Source organism: Erwinia sp. 1181_3 (genome assembly GCF_052824965.1).
The window spans coordinates 51,169-74,068 of sequence record NZ_VTDE01000008.1 but is presented as its reverse complement, the minus strand read 5'-3'; the positions used below and the strand labels follow the sequence as shown (position 1 = coordinate 74,068).

Below are 22,900 nucleotides of genomic sequence, written 5' to 3'. Positions count from 1 at the left end.
TGTGATAGCTAACAAAATCGCTGACACTCAGCTAAACGTTACTGACAATGAGGCCGCGATGACGACTCCCTCTCTTTTTGTTTCTGCTGACTGGCTGGCAGAGCATCTGACCAATGACAACATCCAGGTTCTGGACGCACGTATGCTGCCGCCAGGACAGGAGAAAACCCGCAACATCCAGGAAGAGTATCTGGCAGAGCATCTGCCAAATGCGCCCTTCTTCGATATTGAGGCCCTGTCGGACCATACCAGTGCTTACCCGCATATGTTGCCGCGAGCGGAAACGTTCGCAGTGGCAATGCGTGAACTGGGGATCAGCGATGACAAACATCTGGTTATCTACGATGAGGGCAATCTGTTCTCGGCTCCCCGCGCCTGGTGGATGCTGCGTCACTTTGGTGTGAAGCAAATTTCCATTCTGGCTGGCGGGCTGGCGGGCTGGAAACAGGCGCAACTGCCGCTGGAAAGTGGTGCCCTGGACATCGCGGAAGGCGAGTTCGAGGCCGAACAGGGTGAAGGCGAAGTCAAACGCGTCACTGATGTCCTGCTGGTTAGTCATGAAGGTGGCGCGCAGATTATTGATGCCCGTGCTGCTAACCGTTTTCACGGAGAAGTGGATGAACCGCGTCCTGGACTGCGCCGTGGACGCATTCCAGGCAGCCTGAACGTTCCCTGGAACTCGCTGGTCACCGAAGGGCGTTTGAAACCCTCTGCGGAATTACAGGCAATATTCAGTCAGCAGGGTGTGGATTTGTCGCAGCCTGTGATTGCCAGCTGTGGTTCTGGCGTCACCGCGGTGGTGGTGATTCTGGCGTTAACCAGCCTCGGCGTGAAAAACGTCGCGTTATACGACGGTTCCTGGGGCGAATGGGGAGCCCGTAACGACCTGCCGATCGTTAACGATTCACTGTAGCGGCGGATCGTCTTCGATCCGCCAGCAGCAACGGGGATCGCCCGTGGGACGACTAAAAAAGGGTCGTCCCATGCAGCAAACGATCGTTAATCGATGTTTTTGACTTTGAAATCTCGCAGGAAACTTCCCCAACGCCGTTCATAGAATGGCGTGATATGGGCAATAAAGAAGTGGCTGATACCTTTCTCCCCTTCCACGACCTGGCAAATATCAATTGGGCTATCGTCCAGCAGCGTATCCGTTGCCACACTGCCGGCCGCCTGAATCACTGCTTCAAGATCGCCATCGCCTTCAATGCCAATCAGCAGATTAGCGGGCTGGTCAGCATGTTCTTTGATCTCCGCCACGTAGGCGCGGCGCACGGTTTTATACTTGGCAAAAAGCTGGGTCAGCGAATCGATCATCTGTGCCGGAGGCTCAGCAATTTCCGACAGCAACAGCGAGGTTCCGCCTTCCAGCACCGTCTGCTGGCTGAGAGCACTGCTGCCCTCATCTAACAGGTGGGCAATTTCACGCGGAGAAAACTCTTTGCCGTTAGGCAATTTGGGGTTCAGAAACAGGGCTTCGCCCAGAGTCATTTCGAACAAAGTGCGCACCGGCATCACCAGATAAGCCTGCTCGCCACTCACGGCCTGTTGCAGTGCTTCCGCTGAGGTGAAGAACGGAATAATGCTGGTGCCGTCTTCTTTTTCCCAGTGCTGTAAATCAACTGGAGTGCTGGCATCGATCGCCTGCTCAGGCTGGGCGCTTTCGCCGGGGACCACAACGCTGGCATCCATCAGCAGGGCAAAAAACTCCGGACGGTGCGCCGGCTCTACTGCTGCCAGTTTCAGCACCTCTTCCAGCCGCGGGTTAAGATCGTTCATGAATGTGTTCCAGACAAGACTGCGGGTGGACCGGAAAAAGGGTCCGTCCCTACAAGGGCCGATCGTGTTGCGATCGGCCCGTTATATTACGCTTTGTTTAACAGCAGGTTCGCAACGGCACGCACACCCAGCCCGGTGGCACCCGCAGACCACTGATCCACGGCACCTTTACGGTAGGTAGCAGAACAGTCGATATGCAGCCAGCCCTGCTTGTATTCACTCACGAAATGCGACAAGAACGCAGCGGCGGTGCTGGCCCCGGCAGAGTGCGACGGGCTGGCAATGTTGTTCAAATCAGCAAAATTTGACGGCAGATGACTGCGGTGGAACTCCGCCAGCGGCAGACGCCAGAACGGCTCGTTCTCCCCGGCAGCACTTTCCAGCAACGACTGCGCCAGTGCATCGTCAAAGCTGAACAACGCGTGGTAATCGTTACCTAATGCGGTTTTTGCTGCACCCGTCAGGGTCGCCGCATCAATAATCAGTTCAGGGTTAAGCGCACTGGCATCAATCAGCCCATCGGCCAGTACCAGACGGCCTTCAGCATCGGTATTCATCACCTCAACGGTTTTGCCATTGCGGTAACGAATAATGTCGCCCAGTTTAAAGGCATTGCCGCTGACCATATTATCCGCGCAGCACAGGATCAGTTTCACACGTTTGTTCAGACCACGGCTGATTGCCAGCGCCAGTGCACCGGTCAGCGTTGCCGCCCCTCCCATATCCGACTTCATGGAGTCCATAAAGCCGCTCTGTTTCAGGCTGTATCCGCCGGTATCAAAGGTGATTCCTTTGCCGACCAGGCAGGCGTATACCGGGGTTTCATCGTTGCCACCGGGATTATAATCCAGCGTCAACAGTACCGGACTGCGCGATGAACCGCGCCCGACAGTATGCAGCCCCAGATAGTTTTGCTTTTTAAGGTCATCACCTTTCGTAATGCGGTAACTGACCGCATCACAGGCCACATCACACAGCAGGTCAATGGCACGGGTGGCTAACTGTTCCGGCCCCAGCTCTTCAGCGGGCAGGTTAATAGTGTCACGCACCCAGTCGATAATTTTCAGACGGTTGTTCAGTTCAGCCTGTTCGGCATCTGCCAACGCGGCCCACTGCACTTCGCGCTCGCCTTTTGGACCACGGTAACCCTGCCAGAACGCCCAGCTGTTCTCCAGATCCCAGCCATCGCCGCTCAGGCTGACATGACGGATACCCTGGCTATCAATTTTGCGCGCAGCGCGCTGGATAGTGGCCAGCGGTTCACTGCCGGTAAGATGGATAGTCAGGCCGCTGTCGTTGCTGCTCAGGATCGCTTTTTCGCCCCAACGCAGATCGGCCGCAGCCGTTGACAGGGTAATATTCATAGAGGTGGTCATCGCATGGCTCCTTTTCATTATTTCATCTTTCAGACCGGGGTTTGACCGGCCGCTGCGATTTTTCCGCAGGAGGATTGTACAACCAGACTAACAGAAATGTGACAGGGATGTTTTCGCGGGATGCGGCGTACTACGCAGAACGGGCCAGAATCTGGCCCGTTACTGTTTGTGCGGGAGTGAGGATCAACCTGCCTGAACAGCACCGCTGGCTTTAAACGCTTTCCATTGAGGGGAGAGCTCACGCAGACGGCTAAGGGATTTTTGCACCAGCTGAATGGTGTAGTCGATCTCTTCTTCGGTGGTAAAACGCCCGAGAGAGAAGCGGATCGAACTGTGTGCCAACTCATCGTTGAGACCAATGGCCCGCAGCACGTAAGACGGCTCCATACTGGCAGAGGTACAGGCTGAGCCGGTTGAGACCGCCAGATCCTTCAGCGCCATAATCAGTGATTCACCATCAACGTAATTAAAACTGACGTTGAGAATATTCGCCGCACCTTGCTCCAGTGAACCATTGAGGTACACCTCCTCGATATGGCCAATACCCGCCCACAGGCGGCTACGCAGCGCACCCAGGCGTGCCATCTCGCTGGCCATTTCTTCTTTGGCGATGCGATAGGCTTCACCCATTCCCACAATCTGATGCACCGGCAGCGTACCGGAACGCATACCGCGTTCGTGACCGCCACCGTGGATCTGGGCTTCCAGACGGATACGCGGTGCACGGCTGACATAGAGCGCACCGATGCCTTTCGGTCCGTAAATTTTATGCGCAGAGAAAGACATCAGATCGACTTTCAGCATACTCAGATCGATAGGTAATTTACCCACACTCTGCGTGGCATCAACATGGAAAATCACCCCGCGCTCACGGCAAAGTTCGCCGATAGTGGCAATATCCTGCACCACCCCGATCTCATTATTGACGTGCATAATTGACACCAGCACCGTGTCATCACGCAGCGCCGCGGTCAGCTGTTGCAGATCCAACGTGCCATCAGGGCGCGGGTTCAGATAAGTGACGCTGAATCCCTCACGCTCTAACTGAGCACAGGTATCCAGGACCGCTTTATGCTCCGTGGTACAAGTGATGATGTGACGACCCTTTTCCTGATGGAAAGTGGCTGCACCTTTGATGGCGAGGTTGTTGGCTTCTGTTGCACCGGAGGTAAAGACGATTTCACGTGGGTCAGCGCCCACTAACTCTGCAATCTGGTTGCGGGCAACATCCACCGCTTCTTCTGACTGCCAGCCATAACGATGCGATCGCGAGGCCGGATTACCGAAGGTTCCGTCCAGAGTCAGATACTGCATCATTTTTGCGGCCACACGAGGGTCGGCGGGTGTGGTGGCGGAATAATCCAGATAAATCGGTAATTTCATTGCTCGTTAAGCTCCGGGAGGTTTCTTGATTGCCGCCCTTCTGCGCCCTGAAATCTTTGCTGGAAGCAGAAATGAATAAAAGGCCCGTCAGGCCTTTTATTCATTTCCGGGGGCGAAGAACAAACCCCGCCCAGACTGCGATCAGGCGCGCAGATTGACGTTAATTGTTTCCTGCATGCGGCCGTTTGGCGCACGACGGATTTCATTGCTGTTCTGACGGTCAGCCACTTCCAGGATTTCCTGGTTATTGACCAGTTCTGCCAGTGTAATATTGTTGAGGAAGTCGCTGATGCGCTCACTCAGATCACGCCACAGCACGTGAGTCAGGCAACGCTCGCCGCCCTGGCAGCCTTCTTTACCCTGACATTTAGTGGCATCGACAGATTCGTCAACGGCAGTAATCACTGCGCCCACTGCGATGGCATCAGAGCCTTTGCCCAACAGATAACCGCCACCCGGACCACGTACGCTGGCCACCAGACCATTCTTACGCAGACGGGAGAACAGCTGCTCAAGATAAGAAAGGGAAATGCCCTGACGCTCTGAAATATCCGCTAAAGGCACCGGGCCTTCATGGGAATGCAGTGCAACATCAAGCATAGCGGTAACAGCATAACGGCCTTTGGATGTCAGTCTCATGGCGTTTACAACCTCGGTTATAACCCTGGATGGGTGTTAACAAAATATGGACGCAAGTCTGACATTCCTGACTAAATTGGTCAAGTATTTAACCTACTAAAACACTCAACTATTTAACCAAGTAAAATACTCAACTATTATGCTGTTATTTTATTCACCGATACACCCTTACTCGCCCCGTGGCTTCTCCAGTGAAGAGAGCATCCCACGCAGGATATTCAGCTCGTCACGTTCAGGGCGAGCACGGGTAAACAGGCGACGCATTTTACTCATCACCTGCCCCGGGCTGGCTTCACGGATAAAACCGCTGCCGATCATCATTTTCTCCATATGCTGATAGAAGCGCTCAAGCTCATCGACCAGTGGATAAGGTGACTCAACCGGCGCTTCTTGCTCCGCTTCCAGCGACTGCAGCCAGGCCATACGCACTTCATAGGTAATGACCTGCACAGCCATCGCCAGGTTCAGCGAGCTGTAGTCCGGGTTAGCAGCAATGGCGACGTGGTAGTGGCACTTCTGCAACTCTTCGTTGGTCAGGCCAACGCGTTCGCGACCAAATACCAGCGCAACAGGCGCCTGTTGGCCCTCTTCCACACTTTTTAAACCGCACTCGCGTGGGTCGAGCATCGGCCACGGCAGAGAGCGCGAGCGCGCACTGGTGCCGACCACCAGGCCACACCCGGCAATCGCTTCATCGAAAGTGTCGACAATTTTCGCATCGCCAATCACATCGCTGGCACCGGCCGCCAGGGCAATAGCCTGTGAGTCCGGTTTGACCAGAGGATTGACCAGATAAAGGTTCGTTAAACCCATGGTTTTCATCGCACGAGCGACAGAGCCCATGTTGCCAGTGTGAGAGGTCTCCACCAGCACAATTCGGATATTTTGCAGCATAAGGATTCTGGGGTCTGAGAGTTAATTCGACGATGCTAACATATTTCCAGGACATTTGCCGTTCTGCCCTGCTATACTACGCGCCGTTTTCTATCAGATTATGATATTTATCCAAAGTGATTGATGCTGTAGCAAGGCAGCAAGAGAGCGAATCCCACTGAGCTTACTTAAGTAAGTGATTCGGGTGAGTGAGTGCAGCTAACACAGCGACAGCTTCAAGCATGAAGGGTAAACCGTTCTTTAACATCCAGCGAGACGAAACTTAACTATGCATCCAATGCTCAACATTGCCGTGCGCGCTGCGCGCAAGGCCGGAAACGTAATTGCCAAGCACTATGAAACCCCGGACTCCGTCGAAGCCAGCCAGAAAGGCAGCAATGACTTTGTCACCAATGTTGACCGTGAAGCGGAACGCCAGATTATTGAAGTGATCCGCAAGTCTTACCCACAGCACACCATCATCTCTGAAGAGTGCGGTGAACTGCCAGGCGAAGACCAGGATGTGCAATGGGTTATCGATCCACTGGATGGCACCACCAACTACATCAAACGCCTTCCCCACTTCTGTATTTCTATTGCCGTTCGCATCAAAGGCCGTACTGAAGTTGCCGTTGTTTACGATCCAATGCGTAATGAGCTGTTCAGCGCCGTACGCGGCCAGGGCACCCAGCTTAACGGCTATCGTCTGCGCGGCGGCACCGCCCGCGATCTGGATGGCACCATTCTGGCCACCGGCTTCCCGTTCAAACTGAAGCAGCACGCCACTCCGTATATCAATATCCTCGGCAAACTGTTCACCCAGTGTGCTGACTTCCGTCGCACCGGATCTGCTGCGCTGGATCTGGCTTATGTGGCTGCGGGTCGCGTGGACGGTTACTTCGAGATTGGTCTGAAGCCATGGGATTTCGCCGCGGGTGAGCTGCTGGTGCGTGAAGCTGGCGGTCTGGTGACTGACTTTGTTGGCGCGCATGGTTATATGCATTCAGGTAACATCGTTGCAGGTAACCCACGCGTCGTGAAAGCGATGCTGGCCAACATGCGTGATGAACTGAGTGAAGCGCTGAAGCGTTAATTCGTCCCAGGGGCGCGGCATGCCGCGCCCTGAGTCAGGCATGCCTGCCCCCTGCGCAAGATTTACTGCAGGAACATCGGTCGGATACCGCCTGACATCGCGGGTTGCGCACTCAGCCACAGCATGGCTCCAGCGGCAATCAGCAGCACGCCACCGGTCAGAGCCAGACAGTTCAATGCCACTACATGCCAGGCAGCAGATCCTGAATGGCGCGTTAAACGCTGTGCCAGGGAACGCGAGAGCTGTACCACCAGCGCCATGCCCGATACCGTTAGCGCCGTGCCCAGTGCCATGACCAGCGCGGATAGCACCCCCCAGAAGTAAACACCGATCACCTTTGAAAACAGCAACATCATAATGGCCCCCGAGCAGGGTCGTAACCCCATCGACAGTACCACCGCGACCTTCGTTTTCCATCCCGTCGCCTGTGACAACATCGCACTGTCCGGCACATGCTGATGCCCACAACCACAGTGTTCACTGTGCTGATGCCCCGCAGGCAAAATACGGGTGATGGTCATTCGGACAGGTGCCGGGCGCAGCTGCAGCCACAATTTTTTCAGGGCTCGCCAGCACAGCCACAGGCCCAGGCCGATCACCAGTAGATAGCTCCCTTTTTCCAGCCAATAGCTGCTGAGATGCATCTGGCGCGAAGAGAGTTGCAACACGCCCAGCATTATCGTCACCAGCGCAATCGCCACTGCCCCTTGCACTACAGCCGCGGCCAGCGTCAGTTGCAGGCTGGTTTTCATTTTCGTCGGGTGGGTAGCAAGAAAGGTGGCTATCACCACTTTGCCATGGCCGGGGCCGAGCGCATGTAATACGCCATAAAGCAGGCTGAAACCCATTAGCGCCAGCCCGGCCTGATGAGGATTGCTGGCAACCTGTTGTAACAGCCCGGTCATCTGCTGATGCAGACTCTTCTGCCACATAATGCTTTGCAACAGGATTTGCGGCCAGTGCTGCCAAATCCACAGCCCTCCCAGGAGCATCCCTGACATCAACAGCGCGAACGGCCATATCGCCCCTCTACGCGGAGCGCGGCTGAGGCCACTTACTGACATATCAGCGTCACCGTCTGGGCAAACTGGCGACCAAGATCCATCTCTTCCGCTGGCGCATCTGCTTTATCCAGTGACAGCGCATAGGCTTGCATGGAGGCATCCGGTTTGGGGGTTTGCAGCTCGAAATGACATTGTGATACCAGTTCTGCCGGGACTGTCAGTGCTTTTTCAGAGTCGTAATACATATCTACAAAGTAAGTGGGATCAAAAGTGGAAAACGTATATCGCTGGCCTTTTAGCGCCTGCGGATGTGCCAGCGGCAGAATAAACTCCAGCACCGCCTGATGGCCCTGCCGCGAAAGATGGTATTCCGGCGGCAGATTATCGAATTTTACCGGCTGCTTCTGGTGCCAGAATTCGCTGAAGTAATGCTGGCCTAACACATTGGCCATCACTTCTGCCGCCAGTTTTTTCCAAACCACTGAATCCGGTTTTGCCGTTCCTGCATCGTATAACAGATCGGCAGAGGTGATTTCATCCATCACCCAGCGCATTTTCAGCCCGGTGAGCCGATCGCCCTGATGAACCAGCGTGGTCTGCATATCGATAAAGCTGTGCGGATGCGCCATGGCAACCGGGGACAAAACGATTATCAGCCCTGCGGCCCCCACTGCACACCTGTTATAATGTAACAAATTAAACTCCACTCCAGTTTTTGTCGATTATTTTTGTGACCTGTCTTAAAAGCTCTGAATAAAACTGACTCGATTGACCACAACGTGGCTGGCTAAGGCTATTCTTAGCATAATCAATCGCTACTGGGATCACAGATGATGAGTACACACTCACCTGAAATGTCTGTCCTCTCCAGTCCACAGCGCCGTTGCCACCTGCTTTTAATGCTCTGCCTGCCTGAATCCTTCGTCACTGTGGAATCGGTTTGCCAGCTTAACGGTGTGGATCACGCCGTAACCCGGCAAGATATAGCGGAGGTGGCAGAGGAAATCCAGCGCTATCACCATCTTGCCATTGAGCTGGATGAGCTGGGCGCGTTGCGCCTTCGTGGAACGCATTTAGATCAGCGTCTGTGCCTGCTACATAACTTACGGCGGGCTCTGCGGCTGTCTCCGGCGTTTATCCATAACGACTTTTCCTCCGTCATTAAGCAACAACTTCAGACGCTGCCAGTGGATAAGGCCTTGTACGATGAGCATAACCTGGCAGCACTGGTCCAGTATTGTTCACTTCATCTGGACCGCGAGTTCAGCGCTCGCGATACCCAATTTTTACAGGTCTGGCTGCGCTATGCTCTCGCCTGGCACTGCCAGCCGGACTTTACCGCACAGCAACTGCACTGGATCGAAGGTAAACCGGAGTTTTCACTGGCACAGGCGATTGCCCGCTGCTGGAGTAAACGTGGCTATCAGGCGGCGGTTAATGAGGTTGCGTTACTCGCCCTGCTCTTCAGCCAACTGCATGTTCCCCAGAGACAACACACCCTCAGCGCTCATGAACGCCAACTTCTCCAGTCCGTGGAGCTGTTAATTCAGCGCTTTCAGGCGTTGTCTGGCATGGTATTCAGTAATGACGCGGGCCTAAGCGCACAACTTTATACGCATCTGGCGCAGGCGCTGGAGCGTACTCTGTTTTCCATCGGCATCGATCACAATCTGGTTGACGATATCGCCCAGCAGTACCCGCGTCTGCTGCGTACTACGCGTGAGGCTATCGCCGCGCTGGAACAACAATACAGCGTGCAGTTCACCGATGAAGAGATGGGTCTGATTGCGATTATTTTTGGCGCATGGCTGATGCAGGAAAGCGCCTTGCAAGAGAAGCAGGTGTTGTTATTGATTGGTCGTGATAGCGAACTGGAGCAGCAGGTTGAGCAGCAGCTGCGTGAACTGACGCTGCTGCCGCTGACGATTAAGTACCAGGATGTTGCCGACTTTCAGCGCCACAGCGCACCGAAAGGGATCGCGCTGGTGATCACGCCTTATGCCACGCCGCTGCCGCTCTACTCACCACCGCTGATCCATGCTGAACTGCCGCTGGGCGAACACCAGCAGCGCAGTATCCGCCTGCTGCTGGAGTCATAATCAGGTCACTTTTGGCCGCAGGAACAGCACTGGCACAACCAGCAGAGCCATCACCCAGAACACGCCGCCTTGCAGGTGCTGGAACAGCACACCACACACCATGGTCATCAGAGCAATGCCACCACCCATTGCCAGTGCGGAATAGACTGACTGCAGGCGGATCACCTCGCTCCCGTCGCGGGCAGCGATAAAGCGCATAGCCGCCAGATGACAAATAGTGAAACTGCCACAGTGCAGAATTTGTGCAACGACAAGCCAACCCAGTTCCGTGGACGACGCCATCATACTCCAGCGTAAAACAGCACAGACACAGGACAGCAACAGCAGATCGCGTGCGCTCCAGCGGCGGAACAGTCGGTTGCTGGCGGCAAACACCACAATTTCAGCCACGACGCCCAGCGACCATAAATAGCCCACAATGCTCGACGAGTAGCCTGCTTCTTGCCAGTAAATGGCACTGAAGCCGTAGTAGGCGGCATGCGCCCCCTGCATCAGCGTCACGCATAGCAGGAAGCGCCAGACGGCGGTTTCACTGAGCATCTGCTTCCACTGCGCCCATCCGCTATGTTCGGTTTGTTTTTCCATCCCCTGCGGCATCACCGCCGGGCGTAGCATCATACCTGCAATCATCGCCCCGCATCCCACACACAGCAGCATCAGGATGGCGTGATAGGAAAAATGTGTCACCAGCACACCGGTAAGCGCCGAGCTGATCACAAACGCCAGGGAACCCCACAACCGCACCGGACCGTAAGGCAGGGCGATCTGTCGCTGCCAGGTTGCGGCCAGCGCATCGCTCAACGGCACCAGCGGTGAGAAGAACAGATTGAATCCGACCATCACCAGCAGCAGCCACACCCACTGGGAACCTGCCCAGAAGCCCAGCGCAAATAACAGCGTCAGCGAAGCCAGCAGGCGCAGGACGCTAATCAGTCGTGAAGGGTTAGTGACGCGTGAGGCGATAAGCAGGCTACCGGCAAAGCGGGCAATCATGCCGCAGCCCAGCAGCAGGCCGATTTTTTCCGGTTGCAGGCCGCTGTCTTTTAGCCAGACGCCCCAGAACGGTAAATAGACGCCATAGGCGAAGAAATAGGTGAAGTAGCTCAGTCCAAGCCAGTACGTGGAACGTATCGTCATTTTCCCTCCGACAAAGTGGAGGCTAATGTACACCGCCGCACAGGATAAAAAAATAGCGGGACACTTTCGTGTCCCGCTATCTGTACTCAGGCTCCCATTAAATCAGGAGGTAAGGACGGATTTATGCATATACAGGGAAGCGTGCACAGATTTCCAGCACCTGCTTCTTCACACGCTCGCTCACGCCTTCATCATTGATATTGTCGAGAATATCGCTGATCCAGCCTGCCAGTTCGCGCACTTCTGCTTCTTTAAAACCACGACGGGTGACAGCCGGGGAACCGATACGAATACCTGAAGTCACAAACGGGCTTTTCGGATCGTTAGGTACGCTGTTTTTGTTCACGGTAATGTTGGCACGGCCCAGGGCTGCGTCAGCTTCTTTACCGGTCAGGTTTTTGTCTACCAGGTCCAGCAGGAACAGGTGGTTATGCGTACCGCCAGAAACCACGTTGTAGCCGCGTGCCAGGAACACTTCCACCATTGCTTTAGCGTTTTTAGCCACTTGCTGCTGGTAGGTTTTGAACTCAGGTTCCATCGCTTCTTTGAAGGCAACCGCTTTACCCGCGATAACGTGCATTAACGGGCCACCCTGGCCACCAGGGAAGACAGCAGAGTTCAGTTTTTTGTACAGGTCTTCGTCACCGCCAGCCGCGAGGATCAGGCCGCCACGTGGGCCTGCCAGGGTTTTGTGCGTGGTGGAGGTCACGATGTGCGCATGAGGTACCGGGTTAGGGTACACGTCAGCCGCAATCAGACCCGCCACGTGCGCCATATCAACGAACAGGTAAGCGCCAACGGTATCTGCGATTTCGCGCATTTTTGCCCAGTCGCACACGCCAGAGTAAGCAGAGAAACCACCAACGATCATTTTTGGCTGGTGCTTTTTCGCCAGTTCAGCCAGTTCGTTGTAATCAATCTGGCCGGTCTCATCGATGCCGTAAGGGATGACGTTATACAGCTTACCAGACAGGTTAACCGGGGAACCGTGAGTCAGGTGACCGCCGTGTGCCAGGTTCATACCCAGAATGGTATCGCCCGGCTGCAGCAGCGCAGTGTATACCGCGAAGTTAGCCTGGGAACCGGAGTGCGGCTGCACGTTGGCGTAGTCTGCACCAAACAGGGCTTTAGCACGGTCGATAGCCAGCTGCTCAACGATATCCACGTACTCACAACCACCGTAGTAGCGCTTGCCCGGATAACCTTCAGCGTACTTGTTGGTCAGCTGAGATCCCTGAGCCTGCATAACACGTGGGCTGGTGTAATTCTCTGAAGCAATCAGCTCGATGTGCTCTTCCTGGCGCACTTTCTCCTGCTCCATCGCCTGCCATAAATCGGCATCATAATCGGCAATGTTCATTTCACGTTTTAACATTTGCATCTCCTGACTCAACTGACTTGCAATAATGAATGCCCCCGCTGGGGAGCGATGGGCAATAGTTTAAACTGTTTATGCACCTGTTGAATAGCTTAACCACTGCCTTTTTACGCAAACGATTGGCTTCAGGTGTGGCAAGGGTTAGTTACTGTTCTTTGCAAGTCCCGGATAAGGAATTCTCCTCATCTGCCAGATGCTGTTTTTTCAACAAGACCGTACATCGCGTGCGGAAAAATACCCTCTCACTCTAAAGGTGTATTTACAGCGGAGTATGTTGCGAATAACATGCATTTTAAATACATGTTTAATTTCTTGCTAAGGAGCACACCATGCTGGACAGCCAAACCATTGCCATCGTCAAATCTACTATCCCCTCCGTTGCTGCACTCGGCCCTCGCCTGACCTCGCATTTCTATCAGCGGATGTTTGCCCACAACCCTGAGCTGAAAGACATCTTTAATATGAGCAACCAGAGCACAGGTAATCAGCCGGAAGCGCTGTTTAATGCCATCTGCGCCTACGCCAGCAATCTGGATAACCTCGCCGCGCTGGGCCCTGCCGTAGAGAAAATTGCGCAGAAACACACCAGTTTCGCTATTCGTCCCGATCACTATCCGATCGTCGGTGAGCACTTGCTGGCGAGTATTGATGAAATGCTGCATCCGGGTGAAGAGGTGCTGGCAGCATGGGGCAAAGCCTACGGCGTACTGGCCGGAATTTTTGTACAGCGTGAGGAGCAGATTTATGAAGAAACCGAAGAAAAAGTCGGCGGCTGGCGCGGTGGCCATCGTGAATTTGTTATCAGCGAGATCGTCCCGCAGAGTTCCGTGATCAAAAGTTTTATCCTGACTCCCGTCGATGGCCAACCGGTCGCAGATTATAAAGCCGGGCAGTATCTGGCGGTATGGGTGAAAGACCCGGGTTTTGAGAATCAGGAGATTCGCCAGTATTCCCTGACGCGCACGCCCAACGGTCGTGACTATCGTATTGCCGTGCGCCATGATGAAGGCGGTGTGATGTCCAGCTGGCTGCATCAGCAGCAGCCCGGCCAGCGCGTTCATCTGGCCCCCCCTGCCGGGGATTTCTTCCTTGATATCACGGCTGAGACGCCGGTGACACTGATGTCGGGTGGTGTCGGCCTGACGCCGATGCTGGCGATGCTAAACCAGCTGGCGAAAGATAAACATCCCGCCACAGTACAGTGGCTGCACGCCACCGAGAATGGCGCAACCCATGCTTTCGCTGAGGAAGTGACCGCGCTGGGGGCGCAGTTGCCGCAGTTCTGGCAACACATCTGGTACAACCATCCGCAGGCGCAGGATGAAGGGAAATATCACCAGCGTGGGCTGATGAACTTGCTGCCGCTGGAATCACGCGTCAGCGATCCGGCAATGCACTATTATCTCTGCGGCCCACTGGCCTTTATGGAAGCGGAAGAAAAGGGGCTGCTAGAGTTAGGGGTTAAAAAAGAGCACATCCACTACGAAGTGTTCGGGCCGCATAAAGCGTTATAAAAGCAAACGGGCTGGCCGCGCAATGCGGTCAGCCCGTTGGGACCCCGAAAACGACAATCAGATCGCTTCTTCGTCTTCCTCGCCAGTACGAATACGCACCACGCGCGCAACGTCGAACACGAAGATTTTACCATCGCCGATTTTACCGGTCTGCGCCGTACGCATGATGGTATCAACGCAGGTATCCACGATGTCGTCCGCAATCACGATTTCGATTTTCACTTTTGGCAGAAAATCGACCATGTACTCTGCGCCACGATACAGCTCGGTGTGGCCCTTCTGACGACCAAAGCCTTTCACTTCAGTCACGGTCATCCCGGTGATGCCGACTTCCGCCAGCGCTTCACGCACATCATCCAGTTTGAACGGTTTGATAATTGCATCAATCTTTTTCATGGCAGACCCTTTTCTCTCCCTCCGTGCCCGGACGGATAATCAGTTAACTATATACCCGTTACGCTCAGCCTGCCTGCGTACGGGCAGCAGACCGAACATGTCTGAGGTATACCGGACGTCCGTCTCTTTTCAGGCAGCTAAACTACCATAATCAGGCAGCGTTACCGCAGTGAAAATTATTCTTTAAAATCGGCAGCATCCAACTCATGACGCGATAACAGTTTATAGAACTCAGTACGGTTACGCCCCGCCAGCCTTGCCGCGTTAGTCACATTGCCTTTGGTCATTTGCAACAATTTACGCAGATAATTGAGTTCAAACTGGTTGCGGGCTTCAGCAAAAGTAGGCAGCGCGGTATTTTCTCCTGCCAGCGCCTGTTCCACCAGCGCCTCTCCAATCACTGGCGCGGAGGTCAGCGCGACACACTGTTCAATCACATTCACCAGTTGCCTGACGTTGCCCGGCCAGGCAGCGGCAATCAGACGTCGCATGGCATCGGTGGAAAAGCTACGTACAAAAGGTTTGTGCCGTTCAGCCGACTGCTTCAACAGATGATTGGCCAGCAGGGGAATATCTTCTGCCCGCTCATGCAGTGCAGGGATCTTCAGATTCACCACGTTAAGACGATAAAACAGATCTTCGCGAAACTCTTTCTTTTCCATCGCTTTTGGCAGATCGCGATGGGTGGCAGAGACAATACGCACATCAATGTCGAGGTCGCGGTTACTGCCAAGCGGGCGTACCTTACGCTCCTGCAAGACGCGCAGCAATTTCACCTGCAACGCCTGCGGCATGTCACCAATTTCATCGAGGAACAGCGTGCCGCCCTCTGCGGCCTGAAACAGCCCTTCACGACTGCTGACGGCACCGGTAAAGGCCCCTTTCGCATGACCAAACAGTTCTGATTCCAGCAGTTGTTCCGGTAACGCGCCGCAGTTAATAGCGATAAAGGCTTTACCTGCACGCGGGCTGGCCGCGTGGATAGCCTGCGCCAGCACTTCTTTGCCAGTTCCGCTCTGTCCGTTAATCAGTACACTGACATCCGACTGCGCCACCATGCGCGCCTGCTCCAGCAGGCGCAGCATCAGCGGGCTACGGGTGACAATGCTTTCGCGCCAGGCTTCATCGCTGGTCGGCGCCCGATGGACCAGGGCATCATCTATCGCTTTATACAGCGCATCACGATCGACCGGTTTAGTCAGGAAACTGAATACGCCCTGCTGAGTTGCCGCCACGGCATCCGGAATGGAACCGTGGGCGGTAAGAATAATGACCGGCATGCCTGGCTGGAGCTTCTGGATTTCAGCGAACAGCGCCATACCGTCCATTTCGTCCATACGCAGATCGCTGATCACCAGATCAAGCGTATCGCGGTTAAGCACGCGCAGCGCGTCCGGACCACTTTCAGCGGTAGTAACGCTGAACCCTTCACTGCTCAGACGCATCCCCAGCAGTTTCAGCAGGCTGGGGTCATCATCTACCAGCAGTAACCGTGCCGATTTTTTGATCATGGATTGTCATCATCCTGTGACGCGTTATCAGCCGGGTTGTTTTTGTCATTACCGTGGCTGTTGGTGTCAGTGGCATCCGGGGAGCGACGCGAAGAGAGTCGGCGTTCAATATCCGTCAGCGTATCAAGTTTGCGCCGGGTGACAGCGAGATCGTTCTTCAGGGCGATTTGCTGCTGACGCAGCCCATCCAGTTGACCATCACTGCTCTCCTGAAGGTGGGCATAACGCATCCGCTCTTCGGATAGCTGTAAAAGCGATCCCTGCCCTTCACGCCACAACATCATTAACGGGCGCACAGAGGCCGGATAATCATAGCTGTAACTGTCCAGACGGTTCAAATACTGGCGACGCTCAACGGGGGTAATATTGCCATTATTCAACAATACGGCCTGTTTGAAGGCACTCTGCCAGTTATCCGTTGGCCAGCGCCGTGCTTCAGCACGTGCATCGGCTGGCGATAGCCGGATGCCACAGTCAATAGCGCGCAGCCAGTAAAGAGGATTACCCGTTGCGGCCTCATCGTTAAATGCCCATATATGCTCACAGGACACCAGCTGATAGTCGACGATTTTAACATCAGGCTCATTCAGTGTGATATCGGCGCGGCTGGCCACCTTTTGCGACGGCTGCTGGCTACACCCCAGCAGGCCAAACGCCAGTATGAAGGCGCCGGTCAGTCTGCCCATACGCCCGTGTTGCAGTAAGGCAGAAAAACGTGATGATTGCATTATAATAACGTCCCGGCGGTAGTGTTTAATTCGATGCGAAAGCAGACATCAGCATCAACGCTGTCGATCAGTTGCAGATCGCCCTGCAGCCGGCGCAGGCAGTCTTTCGCAATGCTTAATCCCAGCCCGCTTCCTTTTACCGCGCCTTTGCGCTGTAGATTTCCCTGGAAGAACGGTTCAAAGATCATTGCTCGCTCAGCCGCAGGAATAGGCGGGCCGGTATTTGCTACCTCAATCACCACGCGGTTTCCTTGCTGAAGACTGCGGATCCAGATATTTCCAGATTCAGCGCCGTAGTGTACCGCATTGGAGTAAAGATTATCGATTGCCCTCAACAACAACGTCGGTTCGGCACGACAGCTGTCAGCCTTAAGGTCGATGTTGATATGGAGTTGTTTAGCGCGGGCCGTGAGGCTGTGAGCGGCAACCAGTGAGTCGATCAGCGGCCGCAGCTGAACATCTTCCAGCGCTACCGGGCCATCAGCCAGCTTTCGGTTGTAGTCCAGCAGCTGTTCAATCAGCGTTTGCAGATGACGACTGCTGTCGTTAAGAATGCTGACCACCTCTTTCTGGTCAGCAGTCAGCGGCCCGGCAACCTCGTCAGCCAGCAATTCAGTGCCCTCACGCATGCTGGCCAGCGGTGTTTTTAATTCATGGGAAATATGGCGGAGAAACTCATGACGCTGCGACTCCAGCCAGGCCAGCCGCTCACTGAGCCAGATAATACGCTGTCCGAGTGAACGGAGCTCACGCGGGCCTTTGAACGCCAGACTGTGCCCCAGCGGCCGCCCTTCCCCCAGACGATTAATCATGCGCTCTACCGCTTTTACCGGGCCGATAATCATACGGGTAAACAGCAACACCAGCCCCAGGCTGAGCAGGAAAAGAATCAATGCCTGCCAGCCAAAATACTGGCCGCGTTCGGCAATCTCTCGTTGCAGTTGTAACCCACGTGAGAACACCACTTCACGTGTAGCCTGAACCAATTGACCGTTGGCGGCAGAGAACAGCTCGAGCTGATCGGCGGCCTGCGACACCGGGCTGCTGTTTTCGCATTTCATCTGGCTGAGTTGAGTGAGGTTCTGACGCAGGCTTTGCCAGGTACGAATATCCGGCAGTACCGGGGCGTGGGCATCCAGCATTTGTGAATAGCGGCTGCGCTGCGTCTGGTAGAGGCGTGCCAGCATCGGATCATCTAACACGCAATACTGGCGGTAGCTACGTTCCAGTTCCAGGGCGGTACGGGCCATGGCTTCGCTGCGACGCACATCGGTCAGCGTGGTGCGATTGGTATCGGCCGCCCGGTCGCTCAGCGCCGAGAGGCTTTCCCATGCCTGCCAGGCCAGCACCAGCAGCGGTAATAACACCAGTAAAAACGCCATCAGCACCAGCTGACGTAGCGATCGCGGTAACAGACGCCATTTCTTCACGACACAATTTCTCTTTCCAGGAGTTAGGGCGATGCTAGCTGAGAGTGAGCAGAGAAGAAAGTGTGAAAGCGTAAAATGAAAATGGCCGGTTCACTGAACCGGCCACTGGCGTTACGCCGGTGAGCCAGCGTAACTGAATAGGTGGTGCCTTACTCAACGTTGCGTCCGATGTTTGATAACGTCACAGAGTGAACGATTATCGGTGAGGTGGACGACAGGCACCGTATTGTGCGTCATTCTGGGTGTTATGAGCACTTGTCCGCTTACGCAGGGCTGTCATAACCAGGTGAATGAGCCACTGAGGTGATTATAGCAATTAACATGCCACATTGAAAATAAATTTATAAGCCATTAATAAATAAAACCTTATACATTGGAAGTATTCATCGGGCAGGTAATTTTGACCATCGGGTCCGGTTAAGTGTCGCCATATAACAACACCCACAGATAAATTTAATTTTTACCATTAAAATCAATAAATTAAACGTCTCCATTTAACGACAACTCACATCTAATTTGTTGTGAAATGGCAACACTCCCCTGCTAATCCCTTTAAGACAGGCGAAAAAAAACCGGCCATACGTTCAGGCCGGTTTATTACCATCGCGTCAACGCAGAGGATTAGCCCAGTTGTTTACGCGCATTGCGGAAGATACGCATCCACGGGCTGTCTTCGCCCCATTCTGCCGGGTGCCATGAGTTGCTGACCGTGCGGAACACACGCTCCGGGTGCGGCATCATGATGGTCACGCGACCGCTTTCATTGGTCACCGCCGTGATACCGTTCGGGGAACCGTTCGGGTTCGCCGGGTACTGCTGGGTCACTTTGCCAAAGTTATCCACGAAGCGCAGCGCCACCAGACCTTTGCTTTCCAGCTGGGCCAGATGAGCATCATTACGCACTTCCACGAAGCCTTCACCATGCGATACGGCGATTGGCATACGGGAACCGACCATGCCGTCCAGCAGCAGAGAAGGGCTGGCAGCCACTTCAACCAGGCTGAAGCGGGCTTCAAAACGCTCGGACTGATTGCGCACAAAGCGTGGCCACTCTTCACTGCCCGGAATCAGTTCACGCAGATTAGACATCATCTGACAGCCGTTACAGACGCCCAGAGCCAGTGTCTGTGGACGGTGGAAGAAGGTTTCGAATTCGTCACGTACGCGGGCGTTAAACAGAATCGACTTCGCCCAGCCTTCACCCGCACCCAGGACGTCACCGTAAGAGAAGCCGCCGCAGGCAACCAGCGCCTGCACGTCATCCAGACCACGACGGCCAGCCAGCAGGTCGCTCATATGCACGTCTACCGCATCAAACCCGGCACGATGGAAGGCCGCAGCCATTTCAACATGAGAGTTAACGCCCTGCTCACGCAGCACAGCCACTTTAGGACGTGCACCGGTCGCAATATAAGGCGCAGCAATATCTTCCTGTGGCTTAAAGGTCAGTGCAACGTTGAGGCCCGGATCGCGATCGTCTTTCTTCGCGTCATGTTCCTGATCGGCACAGATTGGATTATCGCGCAGACGCTGCATCTGCCACGTGGTTTCAGCCCACCAGGTACGCAGCGTGGTACGGCTTTCGCTGTACACGGCAGAGCCGCCGGAAGTGATCACAAAACGATCCCCTTCCACGGCCTGGCCCAGCACATGCACACAGTCAGCTAACCCATGAGAGGCAAAGACCTGCTCAACCGCCGCCCGATCGGCCGCTGCGATCTGAATCACCGCACCCAGCTCTTCGTTAAACAGGGCAGCCAGGCTATCGCTGCCCAGTGCCGCGATGTCGACGTCTACACCGCAGTGACCCGTGAAGGCCATTTCAGCCAGCGTGACCAGCAGGCCGCCGTCAGAACGGTCGTGGTAGGCAAGCAGTTTGCCGTCGGCCACCAGCGCCTGGATGGCATTATAGAAGCCAGCCAGTTGCTGCACATCACGCACATCGGCAGGCTTATCACCCAGCTGACGGTAAACCTGTGACAGCGCCGTTGCGCCGAGGGCGTTGGCCCCTTTGCCCAGATCGATCAGCAGCAGCGCGTTATCACCGGTCTGCAACTGCGGTGTGACGGTTTTACGCACGTCTTCCACTCGGGCAAATGCGGTGATCACCAGGGACAGCGGAGAAGTCATCTCACGCTGCTCATTCCCCTGTTGCCAGCGGGTTTTCATCGACATAGAGTCTTTGCCGACCGGGATAGTGATACCCAGCGCCGGACACAGCTCTTCACCCACCGCTTTCACCGCTTCATACAGGCCGGCATCTTCACCCGGGTGACCGGCAGCGGCCATCCAGTTGGCTGACAGCTTGATGCGCGTCAGCGGGCCAATGTCGGTTGCCGCAATGTTGGTGAGTGCTTCGCCGACGGCCAGACGACCGGAGGCCGCAAAATCCAGCAGCGCGACAGGAGCACGTTCGCCCAGCGACATCGCTTCACCGTAGTAGCTGTCGAGGCTGGCGGTAGTCACCGCACAGTTCGCTACCGGGATCTGCCACGGGCCGACCATCTGGTCACGGGCAACCATACCGGTTACCGAACGGTCACCGATGGTGATCAGGAAGGTTTTTTCCGCCACGGTTGGCAGGTGCAGTACGCGATTCACGGCATCTGCAACAGTCATTCCCTCACGCACCAGCGCGTCACCTTTCACTTTCAGTGTGGTCACGTCACGGGTCATTTTCGGGGTTTTACCCAACAGCACGTCCAGCGGCATATCAATTGGCGTGTTGTCGAAATGGCTGTCAGCCAGCGACAGGTGCATCTCTTCGGTCGCTTCACCGATCACGGCGTACGGTGCGCGCTCACGTTTACACAGCGCATCAAACAGCGCCAGGCTATCCGGCGATACAGCCAGAACATAACGTTCCTGAGATTCGTTACACCACACTTCCAGGGGGCTCATGCCTGGCTCATCGTTAAGGATGTCACGCAGGTTGAAACGACCGCCACGTTCGCCGTCGCTCACCAGCTCCGGCATGGCGTTAGACAGACCGCCCGCGCCCACGTCATGGATAAACAGAATCGGGTTCTCTTCACCCAACTGCCAGCAGCGGTCAATCACTTCCTGGCAACGACGTTCCATTTCCGGGTTGTCGCGCTGTACTGAAGCGAAATCGAGATCCGCGTCAGACTGGCCTGAGGCCATTGAAGACGCCGCACCGCCACCCAGGCCGATGTTCATTGCCGGGCCACCCAGCACGATCAGCTTGGCACCAATGGTGATTTCACCTTTCTGCACGTGGTCGGCACGAATGTTACCGATACCGCCTGCCAGCATGATCGGTTTGTGGTAACCGCGCAGCTCTTCGCCGTTATGGCTGTTAACGCGTTCTTCGTAGGTACGGAAGTAACCCGTCAGCGCCGGACGACCAAATTCGTTGTTAAATGCCGCGCCACCCAGAGGGCCTTCGGTCATGATGTCCAGTGCCGTCACAATACGGTCCGGCTTACCGAAATCTTCTTCCCACGGCTGTTCAAAGCCCGGGATACGCAGGTTAGAAACAGAGAAGCCGACCAGACCCGCTTTCGGTTTAGCGCCACGCCCGGTTGCGCCTTCATCACGAATTTCGCCACCGGAACCGGTCGCCGCACCCGGCCACGGAGAAATCGCCGTTGGGTGGTTATGGGTTTCAACCTTCATCAGGATATGCGCATCTTCCTGATGGAAATCATAGCGGCCCTGTGGATCGGCGTAGAAGCGCCCTACCTGAGAACCTTCCATAACGGCCGCATTGTCTTTATACGCTGACAGCACATGGTCCGGGGTTTTCTCGAAGGTATTTTTGATCATCTTGAACAGCGATTTCGGCTGCGTTTTGCCATCAATCACCCAGTCGGCGTTGAAGATTTTATGACGGCAGTGCTCAGAGTTAGCCTGAGCAAACATATACAGCTCGATATCGTTCGGGTTGCGCCCGAGTTTTTCAAACGCCGCCTGCAGGTAGTCGATTTCGTCATCGGCCAGTGCCAGGCCCAGTTTGATATTGGCCTGAACCAGCGCGTTGCGGCCTTCACCCAGCAGGTCGACGCTTTGCAGCGGTGCAGGCTGATGATGAGCAAACAGCGCATCGGCCTGGCTCAGATCGGCAAAGACGGTTTCCATCATGCGGTCATGCAGCAGTGCAGCCAGCTCTGACCACTGCGCTTCGCTCAACTGCGGTGCCTTCACATAGAAGGCCAAGCCGCGCTCAAGACGCAGTACCTGAGGGAGATCGCAGTTGTGGGCGATGTCTGTCGCTTTCGAAGACCACGGCGAGATAGTGCCGGGACGCGGAGTGACCAGCAGCAGGCGGCCTTCCGGGGTATGTTCAGCCAGAGAGGGACCGTATTTCAGCAGACGCTGCAAACGGGATTTTTCATCCTCGCTCAGCGGCGCGCTGACATCGGCAAAATGGACGTACTCAGCGTAAATATCACTCACCGGCAGGTGAGCATCCTGAAAGCGGGTCAGCAGTTTGTTAATACGAAATGCCGACAGAGCGGGCGAACCACGCAGAATTTCCATCATTAAAGATCTCTCGTCTCGAAGCGCCGGGCGACGCTTCTTTGGGCGCAACAGGGG

At 55.1% G+C, this 22,900-nt stretch carries 18 protein-coding genes; 4 read left to right on the top strand and 14 right to left on the bottom strand.

Annotated features, from left to right (window positions below; translation table 11 throughout):
- Positions 1–58 precede the first annotated feature (58 nt).
- On the top strand, positions 59–913 hold the full coding sequence (sseA, locus tag FY046_RS17960; RefSeq protein WP_133845861.1) for a 3-mercaptopyruvate sulfurtransferase: 855 nt from the start codon (positions 59–61) through the stop codon (positions 911–913).
- 86 nt (positions 914–999) lie between these two features.
- Here the strand turns inward: sseA and sseB are convergent, their stop codons facing one another.
- The 5 genes from sseB to trmJ form a co-directional block, all read right to left on the bottom strand.
- Complete coding sequence (gene sseB, locus FY046_RS17955; RefSeq protein ID WP_133845860.1) at positions 1,000–1,779, bottom strand: enhanced serine sensitivity protein SseB; 780 nt, start codon at positions 1,777–1,779, stop codon at positions 1,000–1,002.
- 86 nt (positions 1,780–1,865) lie between these two features.
- Positions 1,866–3,155, bottom strand: a complete 1,290-nt coding sequence (gene pepB / locus FY046_RS17950; protein WP_133845859.1) for an aminopeptidase PepB — start codon at positions 3,153–3,155, stop codon at positions 1,866–1,868.
- A gap of 183 nt (positions 3,156–3,338) precedes the next feature.
- Positions 3,339–4,538, bottom strand: a complete 1,200-nt coding sequence (locus FY046_RS17945) for an IscS subfamily cysteine desulfurase (RefSeq protein WP_167864706.1) — start codon at positions 4,536–4,538, stop codon at positions 3,339–3,341.
- 141 nt (positions 4,539–4,679) lie between these two features.
- The gene (iscR, locus tag FY046_RS17940; RefSeq protein WP_133845857.1) at positions 4,680–5,177 is read right to left on the bottom strand and encodes a Fe-S cluster assembly transcriptional regulator IscR; all 498 of its coding nucleotides are present in this window, start codon (positions 5,175–5,177) and stop codon (positions 4,680–4,682) included.
- A 168-nt stretch (positions 5,178–5,345) separates the two neighbouring features.
- Complete coding sequence (gene trmJ, locus FY046_RS17935) at positions 5,346–6,071, bottom strand: tRNA (cytosine(32)/uridine(32)-2'-O)-methyltransferase TrmJ (protein WP_133845856.1); 726 nt, start codon at positions 6,069–6,071, stop codon at positions 5,346–5,348.
- Between the two features lie 268 nt (positions 6,072–6,339).
- Between trmJ and suhB the strand changes: the two genes are divergently transcribed.
- Complete coding sequence (suhB, locus tag FY046_RS17930; protein ID WP_133845855.1) at positions 6,340–7,143, top strand: inositol-1-monophosphatase; 804 nt, start codon at positions 6,340–6,342, stop codon at positions 7,141–7,143.
- 62 nt (positions 7,144–7,205) lie between these two features.
- Here suhB and FY046_RS17925 read toward each other — a convergent pair whose 3' ends face one another.
- Positions 7,206–8,207 (bottom strand): nickel/cobalt transporter, encoded by a 1,002-nt coding sequence (locus FY046_RS17925; protein WP_446186334.1) that lies wholly within the window; start codon positions 8,205–8,207, stop codon positions 7,206–7,208.
- The gene (locus FY046_RS17920; RefSeq protein ID WP_446186333.1) at positions 8,198–8,776 is read right to left on the bottom strand and encodes a DUF1007 family protein; all 579 of its coding nucleotides are present in this window, start codon (positions 8,774–8,776) and stop codon (positions 8,198–8,200) included. Before FY046_RS17920 ends, FY046_RS17925 begins: the two co-directional genes overlap by 10 nt.
- 201 nt (positions 8,777–8,977) lie before the next feature.
- Between FY046_RS17920 and csiE the strand changes: the two genes are divergently transcribed.
- The gene (csiE, locus tag FY046_RS17915; protein WP_133845852.1) at positions 8,978–10,246 is read left to right on the top strand and encodes a stationary phase inducible protein CsiE; all 1,269 of its coding nucleotides are present in this window, start codon (positions 8,978–8,980) and stop codon (positions 10,244–10,246) included.
- On the opposite strand, the gene FY046_RS17910 is transcribed toward csiE, so the two are convergent.
- Entirely contained in the window at positions 10,247–11,383 is a 1,137-nt protein-coding gene (locus FY046_RS17910) for a 3-phenylpropionate MFS transporter (RefSeq protein ID WP_133845851.1), read from the bottom strand.
- A 121-nt stretch (positions 11,384–11,504) separates the two neighbouring features.
- Positions 11,505–12,758 carry a serine hydroxymethyltransferase gene (glyA, locus tag FY046_RS17905; protein ID WP_133845850.1) on the bottom strand — a complete coding sequence of 418 codons (1,254 nt, stop codon included), beginning with the start codon at positions 12,756–12,758 and terminating at the stop codon, positions 11,505–11,507.
- A 332-nt stretch (positions 12,759–13,090) separates the two neighbouring features.
- Here glyA and hmpA point away from each other — a divergent pair, with 332 nt between their 5' ends.
- Positions 13,091–14,275 (top strand): NO-inducible flavohemoprotein, encoded by a 1,185-nt coding sequence (hmpA, locus tag FY046_RS17900; RefSeq protein WP_446186332.1) that lies wholly within the window; start codon positions 13,091–13,093, stop codon positions 14,273–14,275.
- Positions 14,276–14,332: 57 nt separating this feature from the next.
- Here the strand turns inward: hmpA and glnB are convergent, their stop codons facing one another.
- From glnB to purL, 5 genes are all read right to left on the bottom strand, one after another.
- On the bottom strand, positions 14,333–14,671 hold the full coding sequence (glnB, locus tag FY046_RS17895; protein WP_062744629.1) for a nitrogen regulatory protein P-II: 339 nt from the start codon (positions 14,669–14,671) through the stop codon (positions 14,333–14,335).
- Between the two features lie 176 nt (positions 14,672–14,847).
- A complete protein-coding gene (gene glrR / locus FY046_RS17890; RefSeq protein WP_133845848.1) occupies positions 14,848–16,182 on the bottom strand; it encodes a two-component system response regulator GlrR in 1,335 nt (444 codons plus the stop codon).
- Positions 16,179–16,910, bottom strand: a complete 732-nt coding sequence (qseG, locus tag FY046_RS17885; RefSeq protein WP_133845847.1) for a two-component system QseEF-associated lipoprotein QseG — start codon at positions 16,908–16,910, stop codon at positions 16,179–16,181. Before qseG ends, glrR begins: the two co-directional genes overlap by 4 nt.
- Positions 16,910–18,340: a sensor histidine kinase gene (locus FY046_RS17880; protein WP_133845846.1), complete on the bottom strand. Its 1,431-nt coding sequence runs from the start codon at positions 18,338–18,340 to the stop codon at positions 16,910–16,912. The genes qseG and FY046_RS17880 overlap by 1 nt, the downstream gene beginning before the upstream one ends.
- A gap of 621 nt (positions 18,341–18,961) precedes the next feature.
- On the bottom strand, positions 18,962–22,846 hold the full coding sequence (purL, locus tag FY046_RS17875) for a phosphoribosylformylglycinamidine synthase (protein ID WP_159338032.1): 3,885 nt from the start codon (positions 22,844–22,846) through the stop codon (positions 18,962–18,964).
- Positions 22,847–22,900 lie beyond the last annotated feature (54 nt).